The organism is Marinobacterium sp. MBR-111 (assembly GCF_040547585.1).
GTDB lineage: Bacteria > Pseudomonadota > Gammaproteobacteria > Pseudomonadales > Balneatricaceae > Marinobacterium > Marinobacterium iners.
This window is the reverse complement of the sequence record NZ_JBEPQA010000005.1, coordinates 184,302-203,668: the sequence shown is the minus strand read 5'-3', so window position 1 is coordinate 203,668 and position 19,367 is coordinate 184,302. Positions and strand designations below refer to the sequence as shown.

At 54.6% G+C, this 19,367-nt stretch carries 18 protein-coding genes; 16 read left to right on the top strand and 2 right to left on the bottom strand.

All coding sequences use genetic code 11. The features are described from left to right. Positions 1-247 precede the first annotated feature (247 nt). The 11 genes from ABIE61_RS05690 (at position 248) to murB (ending at position 8,955) form a co-directional block, all read left to right on the top strand. Positions 248-1,036, top strand: a complete 789-nt coding sequence (locus tag ABIE61_RS05690) for a hypothetical protein (protein ID WP_354407531.1) — start codon at positions 248-250, stop codon at positions 1,034-1,036. 3 nt (positions 1,037-1,039) lie between these two features. Continuing rightward, entirely contained in the window at positions 1,040-1,492 is a 453-nt protein-coding gene (locus tag ABIE61_RS05685; RefSeq protein ID WP_354407529.1) for a hypothetical protein, read from the top strand. 9 nt (positions 1,493-1,501) lie between these two features. Further along, positions 1,502-3,541: a hypothetical protein gene (locus ABIE61_RS05680; protein WP_354407527.1), complete on the top strand. Its 2,040-nt coding sequence runs from the start codon at positions 1,502-1,504 to the stop codon at positions 3,539-3,541. 3 nt (positions 3,542-3,544) lie between these two features. Further along, positions 3,545-4,483 carry a hypothetical protein gene (locus tag ABIE61_RS05675; RefSeq protein WP_354407525.1) on the top strand — a complete coding sequence of 313 codons (939 nt, stop codon included), beginning with the start codon at positions 3,545-3,547 and terminating at the stop codon, positions 4,481-4,483. After that, positions 4,483-5,085, top strand: coding sequence for a hypothetical protein (locus ABIE61_RS05670; protein WP_354407522.1), 603 nt, complete (start codon positions 4,483-4,485; stop codon positions 5,083-5,085). The genes ABIE61_RS05675 and ABIE61_RS05670 overlap by 1 nt, the downstream gene beginning before the upstream one ends. Beyond that, on the top strand, positions 5,085-5,588 hold the full coding sequence (locus tag ABIE61_RS05665) for a discoidin domain-containing protein (RefSeq protein ID WP_354407519.1): 504 nt from the start codon (positions 5,085-5,087) through the stop codon (positions 5,586-5,588). Before ABIE61_RS05670 ends, ABIE61_RS05665 begins: the two co-directional genes overlap by 1 nt. 28 nt (positions 5,589-5,616) lie before the next feature. Beyond that, positions 5,617-5,997, top strand: coding sequence for a hypothetical protein (locus ABIE61_RS05660; protein WP_354407516.1), 381 nt, complete (start codon positions 5,617-5,619; stop codon positions 5,995-5,997). Next, positions 5,994-6,143, top strand: coding sequence for an HI_1402-related protein (locus ABIE61_RS05655; protein ID WP_354407514.1), 150 nt, complete (start codon positions 5,994-5,996; stop codon positions 6,141-6,143). Before ABIE61_RS05660 ends, ABIE61_RS05655 begins: the two co-directional genes overlap by 4 nt. Positions 6,144-6,257: 114 nt before the next feature. After that, positions 6,258-6,575, top strand: coding sequence for a hypothetical protein (locus ABIE61_RS05650; protein WP_354407511.1), 318 nt, complete (start codon positions 6,258-6,260; stop codon positions 6,573-6,575). Positions 6,576-7,451: 876 nt separating this feature from the next. Beyond that, the gene (locus tag ABIE61_RS05645; RefSeq protein WP_502915040.1) at positions 7,452-7,943 is read left to right on the top strand and encodes a low molecular weight protein-tyrosine-phosphatase; all 492 of its coding nucleotides are present in this window, start codon (positions 7,452-7,454) and stop codon (positions 7,941-7,943) included. After that, positions 7,936-8,955, top strand: coding sequence for a UDP-N-acetylmuramate dehydrogenase (murB, locus tag ABIE61_RS05640; protein ID WP_091824323.1), 1,020 nt, complete (start codon positions 7,936-7,938; stop codon positions 8,953-8,955). The genes ABIE61_RS05645 and murB overlap by 8 nt, the downstream gene beginning before the upstream one ends. 75 nt (positions 8,956-9,030) lie before the next feature. Here murB and rne read toward each other — a convergent pair whose 3' ends face one another. Next, positions 9,031-12,318 carry a ribonuclease E gene (gene rne / locus ABIE61_RS05635; RefSeq protein WP_354407510.1) on the bottom strand — a complete coding sequence of 1,096 codons (3,288 nt, stop codon included), beginning with the start codon at positions 12,316-12,318 and terminating at the stop codon, positions 9,031-9,033. Positions 12,319-12,786: 468 nt separating this feature from the next. On the opposite strand from rne, the gene rluC reads away from it, so the two are divergent. The 5 genes from rluC to ABIE61_RS05610 all read left to right on the top strand — a co-directional run bounded on the left by rluC (position 12,787) and on the right by ABIE61_RS05610 (position 17,934). Next, complete coding sequence (gene rluC, locus ABIE61_RS05630; protein ID WP_354407507.1) at positions 12,787-13,755, top strand: 23S rRNA pseudouridine(955/2504/2580) synthase RluC; 969 nt, start codon at positions 12,787-12,789, stop codon at positions 13,753-13,755. Positions 13,756-13,771: 16 nt separating this feature from the next. Further along, positions 13,772-14,878 carry a DNA-binding protein gene (locus ABIE61_RS05625; RefSeq protein WP_354407504.1) on the top strand — a complete coding sequence of 369 codons (1,107 nt, stop codon included), beginning with the start codon at positions 13,772-13,774 and terminating at the stop codon, positions 14,876-14,878. Positions 14,879-14,965: 87 nt separating this feature from the next. Then, positions 14,966-15,940, top strand: a complete 975-nt coding sequence (gene cysB / locus ABIE61_RS05620) for an HTH-type transcriptional regulator CysB (RefSeq protein ID WP_091824311.1) — start codon at positions 14,966-14,968, stop codon at positions 15,938-15,940. A gap of 97 nt (positions 15,941-16,037) precedes the next feature. Further along, positions 16,038-16,655, top strand: coding sequence for a bifunctional phosphoserine phosphatase/homoserine phosphotransferase ThrH (gene thrH / locus ABIE61_RS05615; RefSeq protein WP_354407501.1), 618 nt, complete (start codon positions 16,038-16,040; stop codon positions 16,653-16,655). Positions 16,656-16,698: 43 nt separating this feature from the next. Continuing rightward, positions 16,699-17,934, top strand: a complete 1,236-nt coding sequence (locus ABIE61_RS05610; protein ID WP_354407499.1) for a peptidoglycan DD-metalloendopeptidase family protein — start codon at positions 16,699-16,701, stop codon at positions 17,932-17,934. A gap of 33 nt (positions 17,935-17,967) precedes the next feature. On the opposite strand, the gene pabB is transcribed toward ABIE61_RS05610, so the two are convergent. After that, positions 17,968-19,347, bottom strand: a complete 1,380-nt coding sequence (gene pabB / locus ABIE61_RS05605) for an aminodeoxychorismate synthase component I (protein ID WP_354407496.1) — start codon at positions 19,345-19,347, stop codon at positions 17,968-17,970. Between the last annotated feature and the right edge of the window lie 20 nt (positions 19,348-19,367).

Here is a 19,367-nt window from a genome sequence, read left to right as displayed (position 1 = left end):
TGAGTTCATGATGGATTCCTCGCGTAGGTGACGATGGAATCAGTGTGCGGCGGTTAGTGGCTGGAAAAAAGGTGCTGATTCTCTGGCGCTTACGCAATTCGGAAGGGGTGTTGTTAATGTTATCGCAGGAATTGTAAAAGGATTTGGGCGAGTTCTTAGTGTAATTGGAGAGGTTGCAAAAGCAATTAACTATATTCGTCAGCTGACCAATACGGTTCAGTTTGGTGTCGGCAAAGCTGTTGAAGCTATGGGTAAATATACGTTCGTTGGACGTGTTACTGGTGCCGAACAGGGTGGGCGTGAAATTGCTGATGATGCAACTAAAACCATGATGGGGCTGATGGATCAGAGTCGATCTTTGCAAGACTTCAATCAAAAATTTGATGCATATGGGGCGAAGGTTGATGAATGGGCTGCTGAGATCAGTGCATCAATTGGTAAGACGGTGGAGCAAATTGGAACCACGAATACTAATACGACAGCACTCCAACAAAACACTCAAGCAGTATTGAACCAAAAAGCACTGTTAGAGAAACAGATTCTAGCTCAGCAGACTGCTAAGCAGCAGGCTGTAGGTGCAAACAGCGCCTGGGAGAAAATCTTCGGTGGGCCCAAGGATGGCAAAAAGCAAGGTGATCAAGTCGATCAGAACTTTTCCCGTGCTGCGCAGGAATATAAGCGAGCAATTGAGAACGGCGCGACGGGCACTGCCGAAGCGGCAGCAAATCGCATGAAAGAGATTTTGGAATCCTTCCAGAAAAACCCTTTCGGTCACTCAAACATGACCGGTCCTCGAACTATTGGTGGTGCCTGGGATGTCAGCACAGGGCGTGCCGATCAGTACGATGTTGCAGGTATGCAGCGGGTGATGGATGCGCTGTTGAATGGTCAGTCTGAAAAAGACTTGGGCACGCTGACATTGAACATGCAGTCAGATAATGGCACCCAGACGGCTCGATTAAATGGCGAAAGCATGGAACTCAGAAACCTTGTGAACTACTTTCAACGCGCCGCCCACGCAACCCCAGGAGCCTAACGAATGGCCACCCCAAGCAACTTCAAACTGTACGAAGACGCCGCCGGTAATGTCCCTCAGGGGGCGACCAAGGGACTCACGCACAACGCCAACTTGGGCGACAACCCCAAAGACTTCATCGTCTACCTCATGAACAAAGACGACGACCCGCTTGATGCTGGCTCGATCACAATGCTCGATCAGGCCAACCCCGGTGTCGATCCGATCATGGTCTATGCCGAGGATGTGGCCCCAGGGGCAGGGCACGAGGTGACCGAGATCACCCTCGCGCTCAGCGCTGCCGAGCTGGGTACCAACAACCCCGGTGATCCGCTCGCACTGGGCACCCAAATACTCAGTGGCGTCAGTAACGCAGTGGCCATACATGTGCGTGTCGTCAACGCCGTTACCACCGTCAGCATCTCAGACGAACTCGAAATCTGGCTATCCGCCACCGTCGAAACAGCATCCGCATAACAGGTCGCCATGCCACTCAATCGCCATACGCTCAACAGCCGCACCCTGGGTGGGCCTGCGCTTGATCGGGGTACCCCGTACCCTGCGCGCAAACTGCTCACGCTTGAACAATCGGTGTATGCCGAGCACCCAGCGCGTCAGTTGCTCACCCTGCGCCAAATCGTGGCGTGGCGAATCACAGCGGCACGGCGTGTCATGCGCCTGCGGCAGTCGGTTGTATCGTGGGATCAGTACCCGGTGCGCAAACTGCTGGGCCTGCAGCAATCGGTTGTGCGTCGTGTACCGTCGCGCAGCCTGCTCACTCTGCGTCAGCAGGTGGTAGACCCGACCGCCCCGGTCAGCACCCACGTCCCACCGGCACGGGTCACGATCGGCAAGCTGGACGTAACCGGCCAAACCAAACTGATGACGCAAATCGTCATCACCCACGGTGAAGATCAGCCAAGCACCGCGACTTTTCATTTGCGGTTTGATATCGATGTTGAAATCAACATCCCGGCGTTCCACGGCAAAACCGTCGAAATCGACGTGTACAGCGATCCGCGTGATGCCAACAGCCCAATGATTCGGCTGTTCACCGGCTGGGTGAATGATGCCCGGTACGATCGGCGCACCCGAGCTGTTGTGTTTGATTGCTCTGACCTGCGCGGCGAGCGGCTGGGCGAAGAGTCAAAGCAGGATCTGCTGCAGCTCACTCAGGCCGTCTACTCAGAGATGACCCAGCGCGAAAAAGCCGAGGGCAACGAGTTCGTCAATGAGATGATGAAAACCGTGGCGGGCACGCTCGGGTACACCCGTGACGGTGCGCTCAATTTTTATGAGTGGGGCACCAGTGGCGAGCCGATTGACTGGACGCTGACCAACGGCCAGGTGCATCGCGACGATATCACCGTTGATTTTCAGACCCGCGACGAAATCAAAAACACGGTCACAGTGGAGATCGCCTACCGCTACTACGCGCTGCGCACCGTTAAAACCAAGGTCAAGGGCCTCAAAGGCCTGCACGACTTTTTCACGGACGGCAAGGGCAGCTTCCTGCGCGAGGCGATCATAGACCGTATTCAAAACGGATTCCGCCCGTGGTTCGCCACCAGTTACAAGGTGTACGGCACCCCGCCACCGGGCGGCTATGGCCGCACCCAGCAGGGCATCAAAGAGTTTTACGTCACGGTGCAGCGCCTCGATAAGGCGCTGGGCTACGAAGCCGACCTGGAGCGCTACATCGCACAGCCGGTGTCAGAGCATTACACGCTCAAGGTCACTGCGCCCCAGTCCGTGCGGGCGTATCGCAAGGAAGTGAAAGGCTCGCAGCTGTCGTTCAGCATCGAAAGCGAGTTTGACACAGGCAAGTTTGAAGACCGCGAAGCCACATACGACGAAAGCAAAATGAGCCGCCCCACCGGCTGGACGCAGTGGCCCACCGGCGGAACGCTCGCCTCGTTTGAAGACGCCGTGGCCGTAGCGACCTACAACGCCGCCACCACCGACGGCGGTACCGTACCGGTCGCAGACGAAAAGCGCCCACTGTTCAACGCCGGCATCGGCGCTGCTGTCAAAATTGCGGCAAAAGAGATCGTCCAAAGCCATCGCAAAAACTACATCGACGGCCTGTGCCGTGGCCGAATAATCGAGGCCGAGCTGGGTCAGATCGTCCACTGGGATACCCGTGTGGTGAATGCCGTAGGACAGATCAGCGGCATCACCTACACCATCGGCGATGCCGTGCGCGATACCCGTATCCGCACATCCATCAGCTATATGGATGACACAGGGGCAGCCCCCGTCGCTAACTGGTCCCTGCCTGCCATGCCGGCACTGGCGGTACCGAAAGACAAAACCGAAATCCCCAGCAAGCAGGTGCGCGGCAACGTGTTCAGCGAGCCGGGCGAGCTGTCCGTCTCGATCAATTACGACCCCGAAAACGGCAGCCTCGACGTACCCGCGCCCGAAGTGCCCGAGGAATACGTGGACGAAGCCAAAACCGAAGCCGAGCACACATACGAAGTGCCGCTTGAAAACGCCAACATCACACTGATCAACGGGTGGTAACCCATGAGCGATACAACAGCACTCAAAGGCCTTGCCAGCGCGATCCGAAAAATCGCCTGGCAGCCCGAAGAGATCCGCAGCAACCTGCGCGCCCTGCGTGCCGTCGGCATCCTGCCCGAGGTGATCGCCACCTGTATAGCGGGTGAGGAGGAAGAGGGCGCGTGCTGTAATCCTGACTCAGACGTGCCTGGCGAAGATGAGCCACCGGCTGATCCAGATGCCGGCACCATCGACGGCGAACGCCCCGACGACGGCAGCACCGAAAAAGGCATGGATGGTAACTTCAGAATGCCAGATGGGACAATTGCGCCGTGGGATAACCAGCCGTGTACGCCGGATGATTCGTGGGAAGCTAACTCATACTGGACGTTTACCGACACTGGATATAACTGCATCGGGCCAACAGCGGCCAGCGTGTTCGGCTGCATGCCTGATCGCATATACGAATTGAACAGCTTCAGATATCCATACGACACAATAAAGGTTAATGATGACAAATATTGCATATTGTACGGCAACCCAACATTCAGCTGGAGCCGGTGTACATCACGGTCAACCGGGTGCTCCCAATCGCAGTATGACTCCGGTATATGCACAACCACTGCGCCCTGCGCCGAAGACCAAAACTGGCAGGCCGACGGAAAATGCCAGGAAGCACTGATCAACGGCGCTTTTATGCCGCACCCCAAAGACCCCGATTGCGCTGGCCGCGCCCCGCAGCATTACCAGATCATGTGTGACGGTGATCGCTGCGTTGCCTACGTGCCCACAGCCGATGGTGGCCATATGCGCGTAGACCTCGACGAAAACGGCCTGCCGCAGGGCGATGTCCGGTTTTACGGGGCAGATGGTAAGTACAGCGACTCGCGCAGCTACAGCAAAACCAATTTTCGCAATAACGCATATGACTCAAGCACGTTGCCGCAGGAGTGGGTACGATAATGGCTCGCCGATACCTCGATAACTACACCGTCCGCATCACAACCGCCAGCGTCAGCACCGGCGCGACCACCTTCGATGTCGATACCCCGCCGCCCGCGCTGGCAGCAGGGGACTACTACGAAGTGACGCTGACAGACTCGCTTGATGCCCCCACCAAAACCGAAAACGTCTACATCACAGGGGTATCAGGCAGCACGCTCACCGTTCTACGCGATGTGAGCGGAACAGGCGCGCAGTCGTGGGTAGCGGATGATTATGTTGACCTGCGGCCGACAGCCAGTGCGTTTGAAGTGATCGACGGGGTATTACTGAAGGACTACACCGAATACACAGGCACCGCATCCGCAACGCTCAACCGATCGGCAGGTGGTTGGCAGATCCTCCCACTAACAGCTGCAACCACAATTAACGTGTCGGGGCTGACCTCTGGGCAGAGTGTTACCGTTACTGTGACGGGTGGTAATACCTATGGGCTGGGTTATACCGGTGTGGGGCGTTGGTCCGGCAACGGACAGCCGCAAGAGCTTAAAGCAAAGCACGATCTGCAGTTCAGCCACAACGGGGTTGAAGTTGTGGCGTTCGATTTAGGGGGGGCTGATTGATGTTTGCGAATGCTGTGAGGCCTGCTGCGGGAATGATTAGACCGGGAGGAGGAGCGGGAGAAGGTAGGTACATAAGACTTCTACTAAAGCGTAGTCCCGCGTCAGACGCAGGATGGACGCAGCAGTTTGCGTTATCAGAAGTTGAGCTGCTGTCTGGCGGAGATGATATTGCACAAGGAGGGGTCCCGATAGCATCCAGTCAAACAAGCTCAACATACAGTTCTGCTCGCGCGTTTGATAAGAATATTTCGACTTATTGGCAGAGCGCGAACTATGCGGCAGCACCTCAATACATTGGATACATCTTACCTGAGCCAATATTAATAGAAGCAATAGACGCGATCAGGATAGGGATAGGTAGCACGTATGGTCTCACGTCAAAAGCCCCACGGGAATTCGACTTACAGCATTCGGTTGATGGGGAGTCTTGGGAAACAGTCTTTAGTGTCACTGAAGCTGGGGCCTGGGTTGTGAATACGTACAAGGAATTCCAAGTGAGCTAAAGCACTGTCGTAACATAGGTAACAATATATGCAGTACACCAACGAACATTTCACGGGCACTCATAAAGATTGGTCTGATCGGCTGAAAGCATCCCTACCTCCAGGCAATCCTGAAAACTGGCCGATGCCGGAAGGTGAAGAACCGCCCGTAAAAGTAGAGCCTGAGCCTGTCATCTATGTGCCCGATCTGAATACCGAAAAAGAGCAGGCGCAGGCCGAGCTGGTATACATCTTCGAGAAGCGTGCCGAAGAGATCGCGGGCAAGTACCCGTGGTTCGAGCGTGATACTTGGCAGGACCAAGAAGCCGAAGCGCTGGCGTATCAGGCTGACCCCAATACACCCACGCCGGTGCTGACCAAGATTGCTACGCCGCGAAACATCACAGTCGCTGAACTCCACAGCGTGTGATCGCTAACGCTCAAGCATGGCGAGCCGTAGCCCCAGACCTGTGCGGCCAGCGCCAAGCCGCGTCTGATCAGATCAATGATGCCGATACAGTGGAGCAGGTGCAGCAGATCATGGAGTCGCTGCGCAATCCGCCAGCCGAATCGTAACCCGACCGCAAAGCAGGTCAGGGTAGTAAAACCGTCTCAATCCGTTACCATAAAGGCTGGTGAGCGCACAGCGCAGGATGTACACCCTCTCAAGGACCCAACGGAGCGAGACTCATGATACGTACACTCACCGCAGCGGCGATCGCTGCAACACTGTCACTGACTGCACCCATGGCAGCAGCCAGCGACATACGCGTAAACGGCGGCAAAGACATCATCCGGAAGGGCGACCAGGCATCAAAACTGCCGCGCTATCTGGGGCGGCCTGACTACTCAGAAGTGGGGCGCGTGTGCAGAAAACCGTCAATCGCTGAATGTAAACGCGATAACAACACAGCATGGGGCCGGATCTATCAGTACTATTTCGATGACAAGAACTATCAGATCGAAGTCTACGACGGCACGATCACCCGCATCCACTGGACGCGGTAGCCCGCATCACTCAGGGTCAGTAGCCGCCCGGTGCAGCTGCTGATTCTCCTCTCGCGTCAATCATCACAAATCAAACACCATGCGCTTGAAAACCACCGTTTCTGATCTTGGCTGAGCCCGTGCGATGTACGTGCGAACCGTGCGAAACTTTTAGTGGTTGTTCAGAAAGAGATAGAAAAACGCTTCATCCGTAACATCCTGAATTTATTGTCCTATCTCTTTCTATATGTTTCTGAATTACAGTCCCAGTTTCTGTGCTACGTAATCCGCGTCTTTGTCGCATGACGAAGTAGTCCCAAGAAACCTCTTTGGCATGGGATTTATATTAGTTTCCACTTTTCTTCTAGTCTTGCCAAATCATCCAAGGTCAAATTCCTAAACGACAGTCTGGTCGGCCCAGTTCGGACCACAAGAGCTATATTATCGACACCGATAACCTCATCACTTTCTATGCAACTGACTACATGGCAAGAAAGGTGTGGCTTGATGTGCGAATAAGTGGCCGTTTGGCGGAAGTCTTGTCGTGACAGTTTTCTGTCTGAAAGCAATGAGCGCGTATCTCTTATGATCTTTTCGCGGCTGCCACGTATCAACTTCCTCTTCTCTATACCCCAGCTCACCCATGGGGCAATCAGTGATCCGATGATGCCTGCGATGAGTCCAGATGCAGCTCCAATCAAGGCAGTTGTAACCGACGCGTCCATATATTTTATGCCTTTGTGGTTGATGCATGCCAAGTAGATGACCTTCTCAAATAGCCATCGTTTTCTGTTTTTTCCTTCTTAAAACTATTCTGCAACCTTTTGTTTTATAATGCCAGTTAGTGGCCTTTTTTACTGCTTTTTATAAAGCCATTTTCAGTCATAAGGTATTGTTTTGAAAGAGAAAGTATCTGTTTTGTTCGTGTGCTTAGGCAATATCTGCAGATCACCAACGGCACATGGCGTGTTTGAGCATTTGTTGAGTCAAGACAGTGGCGACATGAGGGTTGATGTTGACTCGGCGGGTACCGGTGACTGGCATGTTGGCAAGGCACCGGACCCACGTACTCGAGCCGCAGCTGCACGGCGAGGGTACTCACTTGAGCACTTGCGTGCTCGGACTGTTGTGGATGAGGATTTTGGTCGGTTTGACTATATTCTGGCGATGGATGACGCCAACCTGCGCGAGCTTCGCAGGCGTTGTCCTGCAGGCTTTCGCGGCCATCTTGGCCTGTTTCTGGAATTTGCAGCCAACAGCCGTGTTCGCGAAGTGCCAGACCCCTATTACACTTCCGGTGAACAAGGCTTCGATGAGGTACTCGATTTGGTAGAGGCGGCTTCTGCAGGCCTGTTGCGGCACCTGCGCTCTGGTGGGTGCCGTGACTGAATCGCTACAATTCAGGACTGAATATCCTCTGCAGGCCCTGAATACGTTCGGGCTGCCAGCAGTGGCTGAGTACTACACTGAAATTCATGCCGCTGATCAATTGAAGCAACTGGAGCAGTGGTTGAAGCATCACCCGATGCCGCTGTTGCTGCTTGGCGGCGGCAGTAATCTGGTGCTGGCTGATCGTGTGCCGGGGCTGGTTGCGCGGATAATGATTCGTGGATGGCAATTGTCTGACCTGCCGGGAGATCATGTCCGTTTGCGTGTAGGGGCCGGGGAAAATTGGCATGCAACAGTTGAAAGGTCAATCAGGCAGGGACTCTACGGACTTGAGAATCTTGCCCTGATACCTGGAACCGTTGGAGCGGCACCGGTACAAAATATCGGTGCCTACGGGGTTGAGCTGAAGGATCGAATCAGTGCAGTCGAAGTGTTTGATCGACACGAGCACCGCCAGCGTGACCTGACCCCAGAGGCGTGTCGATTTGGTTACCGAGACAGCCTGTTTAAAAGCAGTGAGCCTGAGCGGTACGTTATCACGGCTGTGGAGTTTTGCCTTGCGCGGCAGTTCACAGCGGAAGTGAGCTATGCAGGCCTGAGAGATGGGCTTGGCGACGGTCCTGTCACATCGGAGCGTGTATTCGATACAGTGTGTAGAATCCGTCGTACGAAACTGCCTGACCCCTTAGACATCGGTAATGCCGGCAGCTTTTTCAAGAACCCGGTGGTATCGGTTGAGAAGTATGAGCAACTGAAGCATCGGTTCCAGAATCTCGTTGCCTATGCTGACACCGGTGGTTATAAACTGGCTGCAGGCTGGCTGATCGATCAATGTGGTCTGAAAGGGTTTGCCCTCGATCGCGCTGGCGTGTTTGCCCAGCAAGCGCTGGTGCTGGTAAATCTTGGCGCTGCTCACCGTGAGGATATTGAACATCTATCCATGCATGTGCAAAAGGTGGTGCAGGAGCGTTTCGGCGTCATTCTGGAACCGGAGCCACGTTTTTATCCCTGATCGCAATGTGCAGTAACTAACGGATAAAAAAAACCGCAGGGGCGTTCGCCGCTGCGGTTTTTTTATCTGTGAGCCTTACAGGTCACCGTCCTTATTGTCTGCCTGCTGACGACGGCGCACTTCGCGTGGGTCATTGGGCGCACGACGAGCACGGCGGCGAGACACGGGCTTGGTAGACGCTGTATCGTCTTCCTCGGCCTTTGTCTCATTGGCTTCAGTTTCAGCTTCAGCTTTTTCTTCGGTTGCAGCAGGCTGCTGATTATCAGACTCAGACTCAGACTCAGACTCAGACTCAGACTCAGACTCAGCTGGCTGCAGCTCCGCTTTTACCGCATGAGTTTCCACTGTAGCCGGGTCTATTTCTGCAGCCTCATTCCGGTTGGCTTCCTGATCACTGTGCTGATCGGTAGCGGGGGACTCAACAGCCACCTTGGGTGTGTCGTCCTCGCTCTGGGCAAACAGCTCGACAGCGGTGTCAGGTACTGACTGCACTGATTCTTCAACCATTTCTGCAGCTGAACTGTTTTCGGCATCAGTCGCAGGCTGGGTCTGTTCTGCATCGGCAGTCTTATCCTGACGAGACTTGCCACGACCACGACGGTCACGTCCACGTGAACGACTGGAGCGCTTTCGCTCGCTGCTGTTATCGGCCTGCTCGTTGCTTTCCGCTTCAGTGGCAGTGTCGACTGAAGCAGACTGCTCGGCTGCTGCAGCTTTTTCTACAGCAGAGGGCTGTTCATCAGCTGGCTCGGCTTCCGTGGCAGATGATGTCGCAGTCTCTTCCGGTGCTGGTACATCCGGCACTGCTTCAGCAGAAGTGGCTGCCGAAACGGCTTCCTCTTTGGTAGACGACTCTTGTTGTGCTGTCGAAGGCTCGTTTTCGATAGCCAAGGTCTCTACCGCTTCAGTGGCTGTCTCAGCGACTTGCGGCTTGGCGGCAGCGTGTACCTGATCTGCAGAATCGTGCATCGCTGCAGGGCTGACCTCGGCCGTCACCACTTCAGTTTGCTCAGCAGCATCAGGCACTGCCAAGGTAGCATTGGTGATCTTGTCTTCAGCAAGCAGAGTCTGAATTTCGTCTTCAGCCTTTTCGTCACGCATTTCCTGAGGTAGAGGTGTACGAGTGGCGCTGCGTTGTTCGGTGTTACGACGACGGCGTCCACGACGACGGCTGCGGCTGCCTTCTTCTGTTACCTCGGCCTGGGATGCTTGAGATTGCAGTGCCTCAGACTTGCTTTCAGGTGTATTACTGCTCTGGTTGTCCTCAGCTGAGGTATTCTCCTGACGGGGTGACTGCTCATCGCGACGGTTGCGACTGCGACGGCGGCGGCTGCGGCCATTGTTTTCTTTCTTGTCTTTGTCTCCGTTGCCGGTTTCGCCAATCGGTGGCAGATTGGCATCACGCTCAACCGTAATGACCTCATCGCTGTCACGACGCTCACGGCTGTTGCGGCGACGATCATTCTCGCGGCGCTCACGTGCGCGGCGCTTATTGTCACGACCGCTGTCACGATTGCCTCGGCTGGTGCGGTTGTCGTTTGCATCATTATTGCTTGAGATACCGGGCTGTGCTTCCTGCTTATTATCCTTGGCTGGAGCAGACTCGGCCTTGCCTCCGAACAGAGTGCGCAATGTAGTCAGTACGCGTTCACCAAAAGAGGCCGAAGCGGCGGCAGGTGCTGCTGTGACAGACGGGGTCTGGGCCGTGGGCTTTTCAGGAGCTGCCACGGGAGTGTTTGCTTCGGTTTTTCCCTGTGGTGCGCGAGTGGGTGGTACAACCGCTTTCACGGCAGCCTGCTCGCGCTTCACCGGCACGACACGACCAGGATCAGGTGTTTCTACCTCGATCTCTGGCTGCAGGGTGTAGCTCGCATCATGGGTGGTGGCAATTGTATGATCGTCACGCAGGCGAACCACTTCGTAGTGCGGTGTTTCCATGTTCGGGTTGGGTACGATAACGACACGCACCTGATGACGCAGTTCGGCGTTGTGCACCTCATGACGTTTTTCGTTGAGCAGATAGGTGGCAACGGTGACTGGCAGGATGGCACGAATCTGTGATGTGCGATCCTTGGAAGATTCTTCCTCAATCAAGCGCAGAATCGACAGTGCCAGTGATTCCGTATCGCGAATAGTCCCCTGACCGTGGCAGCGCGGACAGACCATGCCACGAGACTCACTCAGTGAAGGACGAAGACGCTGACGTGACATTTCAAGCAGACCGAAGCGTGAAATTCGTCCCATCTGAACGCGGGCGCGGTCAAGTTTGAGTGAATCGCGCAGGCGGTTCTCCACTTCACGCTGGTTTTTGATCGGCGTCATATCGATGAAATCGATTACGATAAGTCCGCCGATATCACGCAGGCGAAGCTGGCGTGCGATCTCCTCGGCCGCCTCCAGGTTGGTCTGTAATGCGGTTTCTTCGATGTCACCACCGCGGGTTGCGCGGGCAGAGTTGATGTCGATAGATACCAGCGCTTCAGTGGGATCGATAACAATGGAGCCACCGGAAGGCAGTTTGACTTCGCGTTCAAACGCGGTCTCGATCTGGCTTTCAATCTGGAAACGGTTGAACAGCGGAGTCTGCTCCTTGTACAGCTTGATGCGGTTCTCGTAACTCGGCATCACCTGCTGTGCAAACAGAACGGCCTGTTCGTACACGGTTGGGTTGTCAATCAGCACTTCGCCGATGTCAGCGCGCAGGTAATCACGGATGGCGCGAATGACCACGTTGCTTTCCTGATAGACCAGGAAGGGAGCAGGGCGCTGATTAACCTCCTTGACGGCATCCCAAAGGGTAATCAGGTAATCCAGATCCCACTGCAGTTCTTCAGAACTGCGACCAATGCCAGCGGTGCGCACAATGGCGCCCATGCCGTCAGGGATATTGACACCTGACAGCGCCTCCTTGAGCTGAGCGCGGTCGTCACCCTCGATGCGGCGAGAAATGCCGCCGGCACGTGGGTTGTTAGGCATCAGAACAAGATAGCGACCAGCAAGGCTGATGAAAGTGGTCAGCGCTGCCCCTTTGTTGCCACGCTCTTCCTTATCGACCTGAACGATGACTTCAGTGCCTTCCTTGACCATTTCCTTGATATTGGGACGCTGGCCACGTTCGGGCTGCTTGCAGAAGTATTCGCGGGCGATCTCTTTAAGCGGCAAAAAGCCATGGCGCTCTGCACCAAAATCAACAAAAGCCGCCTCCAGGCTGGGTTCAACCCGGGTGATGCGGCCTTTGTAGATGTTGGCTTTTTTCTGTTCGCGACTATCGGATTCTATATCCAGATCGAACAGACGCTGGCCGTCAACCAGCGCAACGCGCAACTCTTCGGGCTGAGTTGCGTTGATAAGCATTCTTTTCATGTTGTGTGCGTTCTCATAAACGCAACGCTTTACGCCCTGCGCAAGCAGAGGGTAAAGAGTCTGATGTCCAGTCTTTGGATTGGCAGCCGCGGGTGGCAGTCTTGCCTGCAGTCACGCAAACGGCGTGCTGCATATCGGCGGTGAAGGAAACGCTGACCCATGTCGTTATAGGTTCTGGCTGTGGCTGCCCTGATGGTGCGGGCAGGTTCCTGGTCAGTGTGCGTCTTCACCTCCAACTGGACCTTCCTGTCAGGCGAAGGCCGTGAAAGCGTTACGTAAAAAGTTTGTGACCCCATGTTGGGATCTCAGTATTCTGCCGTGGGTCGGGGTCTTGAGCGGCCACTCATCCTGAATTAAATGGCGGGGCCGGCTGCATGGATTCCAAATTTACTAAAGCCAACCGCCTGCGGCATCGGTAGAATATAACAGCTAACCCCATAGGCATCAATTGAGAGTCAGTTCGTCTTTATGACGCATACAGCAGAAAATGAACAGCATCAGGTCCGTTATCTGGAAGTGGATGTGGATCAAGCCGGCCAGCGAGTCGATAACTTTTTGCGCACTGCATTAAAAGGTGTGCCCAAGAGTATGATTTACAGGATTCTTCGCAAGGGCGAGATCCGTGTTAACAAGAAACGAGTAAAGCCCGACACTCGGCTGGAATCGGGTGATGTGGTACGCATACCACCGATCAGAACAGCGCAGCGTGGCGAGGCTGCGCCTGTCGGGCAAGGGCTGGCAGATCATCTGGAAGAGGCCATTCTGTACGAAAGTGACAGCCTGTTGGTCATCAACAAGCCCGCAGGGCTTGCTGTTCATGGCGGCAGTGGAGTTAGCCTTGGCTTGATTGAAGCCTTGCGGCAGGTGCGGCCAGATTGCCGCTTCCTCGAGCTGGTGCATCGGCTCGACCGCGATACATCAGGCTGCATCATGGTTGCCAAGAAACGCAGTATGCTGCGATACCTTCATGAAGCATTGAGAGAGCGCAAGGTTCGCAAGATTTACCACGCGCTGGTGGTCGGCCGCTGGACGGCTCGCTGTAACCAGGTGGATGCCCCGCTACAGAGATTTGAACTCAAATCGGGGGAGCGCATGGTCAAAGTACACCCTGACGGCAAAGCATCCATTACGTCGTTTAAGGTGTTGCAGCGCTTTGGGGATCTTGCGACTCTGGTGGAGGCAAGACCTCTGACAGGACGCACTCATCAAATCAGGGTTCACACGCAATTTGCAGGGCATCCGATAGTTGGTGACAGCAAGTATACTCCCGACGAGGATAACAGCGGCTTTCGTCAGCTTGGATTGAGGCGCCTCATGCTGCATGCAGCCCGCCTTGAACTAACTCTGCCTGATGGTGACAAACTGCAGGTCGATGCGCCTCTGGACGAAGCGACAGCGACTTCGCTACAGCAACTCTCAGTTGTGCACCCGCAGTGATAAGGATGAAGCGAGTATGGATAAAGAACTGAAAGCGGCACTTTTTGCTGCTGCCGATCGTTGTCTTCTGGCGGGTGAAGCGCCCACCCCGGAGCGTCTGAAAATTGACCTGGGGGAACAGTGCAACGCGGTACAGACAATTAACACGGGGCTGATTGAGTGGTGGCAGTTACTTCCAGCGCGTGTACGTCTTAGTGATACCAGTCCTCACATCCCCGATATGCCGGATGTGATGAAACAGACGTTCAGTAGAATTTGGCACCAGGCGGTACAGGAAGCCCACACCGAACTAAGCCTGCAGATGCAGCGTCCGGATCCTTCACTGGATCAGGCACAGCGTGCCTGTGACGACGCCTTGCGCCGTACTCAAGGTGAAGTAGGGGAGCTGGAAGCCCGTTACCGAGAGCAGGGAGTCAAGCTCGACCAGGCGCGTGAGCAGACTCAGGCATTGGAAGCGGAAATTCAGGTACTGCGTCAGAACCTGGGTAACGAAACGACATTGCGAAAAAAGGAAGAGCAGCTGCGCTCCAATGCCGACCAGGAGTTGGCGCATCTTCGCAAGGCACACGAAGATGCCAAGCGTGTATTTGATCAGCGTATTCGTGATGAGCAGCGACACGGACTGGAAACGGTTGCCAAGGCTGAAGTTGATACCCGCTACTATCGCAACGCGCTTGAAAAACTGCGTGATGAATCCGGGCGCAGAGAAGGTGAGCTGACCCGAGAAATACATGAGCTCCAGGGGCTGCTGGCACGACGCGATGTCAAAGTGGAAACCCAGACAACTCAAATCAAAAGTCAGGATGAGGAACTGCGCAAACTGAAGGCGCAGGATGTTCAGCAGCAGCGAGAATTCGCGCAGCTCAATGCGCAGCTTCTTACCGAGACCAACCGCAGCAAGCGTCTCGAAGAACGTGTACGGCAGCTTGAAGAAGAATTGCAGCGACTGAACCAGAAGCAGGTTGGCCTTAACAGCGAGAGCGGCCGTCGCGAGAATCAGCTTCGCGGCCTGCTTAAAGAGAAAGAAGAGCAGCTGCTCCAGGCTCAAGGGCGTGCAGGAACACTGGAGAAACGAGTGGCGGGGCTGGAAGAGGAAAACAAACGCTTGAAAAATCGGGCCTGAAAGATAACCCTTATATTCAAGGGGATTTTCTTCATTATTCTATAGTGTTATATTAAATAAATATCTAATAACTCCAAGGGTTTTTCGATGAAGCTGCAGCAGCTGCGTTACATCTGGGAGGTTGCTCATCACGATCTCAACGTCTCGGCAACGGCACAAAGCCTGTACACATCACAGCCGGGCATAAGCAAGCAAATTCGACTGCTTGAGGACGAGCTCGGGGTCGAAGTGTTTGCGCGCAGTGGCAAGCATCTGACCCGTGTAACCCCCGCTGGCGAAGCGATTCTTGCCATTGCGGGAGAAGTGCTGCAGAAGTGTGATGCAATTCGCCAGGTTGCTCAGGAGTTCAGTGACGAGAAAAAGGGCAAGCTGGAAATAGCAACCACTCATACGCAGGCTCGATACGCGCTGCCGGATACCATCCACGATTTCATCAAAATCTACCCTGATGTGTCCCTGCATATTCACCAGGGCACGCCTATGCAGATCTCTGAGATGGCCGCTGACGGCACGGCTGATTTTGCCATTGCAACTGAAGCCATGTCCCACTTCAGTGATCTGATTATGATGCCTTGTTACCGCTGGAATCGATCTGTTGTCGTACCAAAAGGGCATCCTCTGACAGAGCTGCCGGAGCTGACGCTTGAAGCACTCTCCGAATGGCCGTTGATTACCTATGTATTCGGTTTTACCGGTCGCTCAAAACTGGACGAGGCTTTCAGCAATCGTGGCCTGGAGCCCAAGGTGGTGCTGACCGCCGTGGATTCGGATGTAATTAAAACCTATGTACGTCTGGGCCTTGGGGTTGGCATCATCGCCACCATGGCATTTGAGGAAGGCAAAGATGAAGGCCTGGTCGCGCTCGATGCGAGCCATCTGTTTGAGCACAGCATCACCCGCATCGGCTTCCGCAAAGGGACTTTCCTGCGTGGCTACATGTACGACTTCATTCAAACCTTTGCACCTCATTTGACACCTGATCTGGTACGTCAGGTACAGGCGTGCAGCAACCGGCATGAGGTTGATGCGCTGTTTGAAGGCCTCAATCTGCCTGAGCATTAAGCGTAAAAGCCCGCTGTAACAGGCCTTGAGCATTGAAAGCCTCTGAATGACAGGGTAAATTGTGGAGCAATTTATTAACTGACTGGAGGCGTCCCGCGTGGAACTGGCTTGTCTTGACCTTGAAGGTGTATTGATTCCCGAAATCTGGATTGCATTTGCTGACGAAACCGGTATCGAGGAACTTAAAGCCACCACCCGGGATATCCCGGATTACGACGTACTGATGAAGCAGCGTCTTCGCATTCTGGATGAGCATGGCCTGACCCTGCCTCAGATACAGGACACCATCAGCCGTCTGACTCCACTTGAAGGAGCCCGTGAGTTTATAGATTGGCTGCGGGAGCGCTTCCAGGTGGTGATCCTGTCAGATACTTTCTATGAGTTTGCTGCTCCGTTGATGAAGCAGCTTGGCTACCCGGCTCTGCTTTGCCACAAGCTGGAAGTGAATGATGAAGGGCGCATCACCGACTACACGTTGCGCCAACGCGACCCGAAGCGCCAGTCTGTACGTGCATTTCAACTGCTGAACTATCGTGTGATCGCAACCGGTGATTCCTACAATGATACGACCATGCTGACGCAGGCTGAGTCCGGTATCCTGTTCCACGCACCGGATAATGTCATCGCTGAGTTCCCACAATTCCCGGCTGTACATACCTACGAAGACCTGAAGCAGGCTTTTGTTGATGCCAGCGTACGTAACCTGACTGTCTAATGACTCGGCGACAGCAGCGGATGCTACAACAGAGGATAAGAGCATGAAGATGATAAGACCCAAACGCCTGCTTCTGGCCCTCGGTGTTGCGGTGCCTGTATCCCTGGTAGCAGCCGGTCTGCTGTCCTATCAACCACTGTCAGCTCCACTTGAACTGCGGTTGTCGGTGCCTGAAGTATCCGACCTTTCTTCTGCAGATGCTGAAGAGGTGAAGGATCTTGAGCCGGCTGATTTTGTCTATACCATTGAGCCTGGTGATACTCTCAGTACCATCTTTGAGATGCTGGGTATACCCCAGAAACATATGTATCAGGTACTCGAAAGTGATGTTTCGATTCTTGCTCTGGATACACTCAAGCCTGGTGATCAGTTGGCGTTCTGGCTCAATGAGGGAGCGCTGAGCAAGCTGGAACTGATCTTCAGCCCGGCCCACCAGGTTGTGTTCAGCCGTGTTGGTGATGAAACGTTTGAATATCACGAGAATTTGCTTGAAGGCGAGTGGAAAGAAGAGCTCATCGCGGGCGAAATCAACGGCAGCTTCTATGTGGCTGCCAAAAATGCAGGGCTCAATGCGCTTGAGGTTCAGCGCATCTCAAACCTGCTGCAAGACAAGATCAATTTCCGGCGCGACCTCCGTGCAGGCGACCTGTTTCAAGTCGTGCGTGCCGAGCAGTTCGTGAATGGCGAGCCGACAGGCAACTCACGACTGGAAGGGCTGCGGATTATCAACCGTGCGCGTGAATTGACCGCTTTCATGTTTGATGGCCACTACTATGATCTGAATGGCGAGAGTCTGGCGCGGGCATTCATGCGCTATCCCACTGAACGCAAGTTTCGTCTCAGTTCGCCCTTCAACCCCAATCGCAAGCATCCTGTCACGGGGCGTGTTAGACCTCACAACGGTACCGACTTCGCGACTCCGATCGGTACCCCCATTCTGGCAACCGGGGATGGTGTGGTAACACGGGTGCAGAACCACCCCTACGCGGGTTTGTATATCGTGATTGAACACGGTCAAAAGTACCGTACCCGATATCTGCACTTGAGCAAATCGCTGGTCAGCAAGGGGCAGACTGTGAGTCGGGGGCAGAAAATCGCCCTGTCAGGAAACTCAGGGCGCTCTACCGGTCCGCATTTGCATTATGAGCTGCATATCAGCGGCCGTCCGGTTGATGCCATGCGTGCACCGATCCCTGTTGCCGAGGCTGTGGGTGACAAGGATCGTGTGGCGTTTAACGAGCTGCGCAATCGCATCTTGGCACAGATGGGGGAGAGCTAACCGCTTTCTCCCGTTTCCATTACTCAAACGGCTTTACAGTTGTTCCAGGGTCTGCAGCAGGTTGTTGACCTTGTTATAGGATTCCTGATATTCGTCGTCGATATCCGAATCGGCGACAATTCCTCCCCCCGCCCAGCAATAAATCCTGTCTTTCTGTACCAGTAGCGTCCGAATGGTAATGCTGGTATCCATTGTGCCGCAGGCGCTGATGTAGCCAATCGAGCCGCAGTAAATGGAACGGCGCTGAGGTTCCAGCTCATCGATGATCTCCATGGCGCGAATCTTGGGGGCGCCGGTGATTGAGCCGCCCGGAAAGCAGTCTCTCAGCAGCTGAACTGCAGTCACACCTGGTCTCAATATACCGCAAACGCTGCTGACCATGTGGTGCACATTCGGATAGTGCTCGATGCTGAACAGCTCGGGCACGTTTACACTGCCAGGCAGGCAGCTTTTGCTCAAATCGTTGCGTAGCAAGTCTACGATCATCAGGTTTTCAGCACGGTCCTTGGGCGACTGCAGCAGTTGCTGTGCCAGATACTGGTCTTCGTCTGTGTTGGTTGCACGCGGTCGTGTACCCTTGATGGGGCGTGTTTCAACCTTGCCTTCACGAGAAGCCTCAAGGAAACGCTCGGGCGAAAGTGACAGAATCGTACCGTCGTTCGACTCAAGGAAGGCGGCGAAGGGAGTGGGGGCAGTTTTACGCAGGGCGCGATATGCCAACCAAGGGTCACCGCTGCAGGTGGCGGAGAAGCGCTGGGTAAAATTGATCTGATAGCAGTCACCCGCATGGATGTAGTCATCAATCCGATTCAGTGCCTGGCCATAGGTTGCACGGTCCATATTGCTGACAAACGCAGTTGTGAGTACAAACGGGTGTGCCTGCCGCACGCTGTCCGCCGTGAGATTCTGCTCGAGCCGCTGCTGGACCTGTTGCAGGCTGGTCTCATTCACTTTGGGGTGGTGCATCAGGCAGCTGCGCTGCAACTGATGGTCAATGACAACAGCCCAGAGATAACAGCCGACCCGCAGCCATGGGAAATTGATATCAGCCTGAGCCTTGCTGGGCAGCTGCTCAAGCGCACGTCCCAGATCATAGCTGAAGGTGCCGATAAAGCCGCCATTGAACGGTATATCCGGATCTGCCGTGGGTATTTCAATCTCTGCAAGCAGATTCGCAAGGCAAGCAAAGGGGTCGTCATCCTTGGTGTCGAGGGCGGTATCGTTTCGATTGATCTCCAGGCCCTCGGGACCAAAGCGGACTACAAGGTCGGGAGCGGCCGAAATGATATCGTAGCGCCCGCAGTGAGCGACGGGGTGTGAACTGTCAAGCAGGACAGGTTCGCCAAGATCACGCATGATCTCGAAGATCCGGTGTGCATCCAGCGGATAGGGTAGCGACTGATATTGAATCACCCTTGATCCTCACGCAAAAA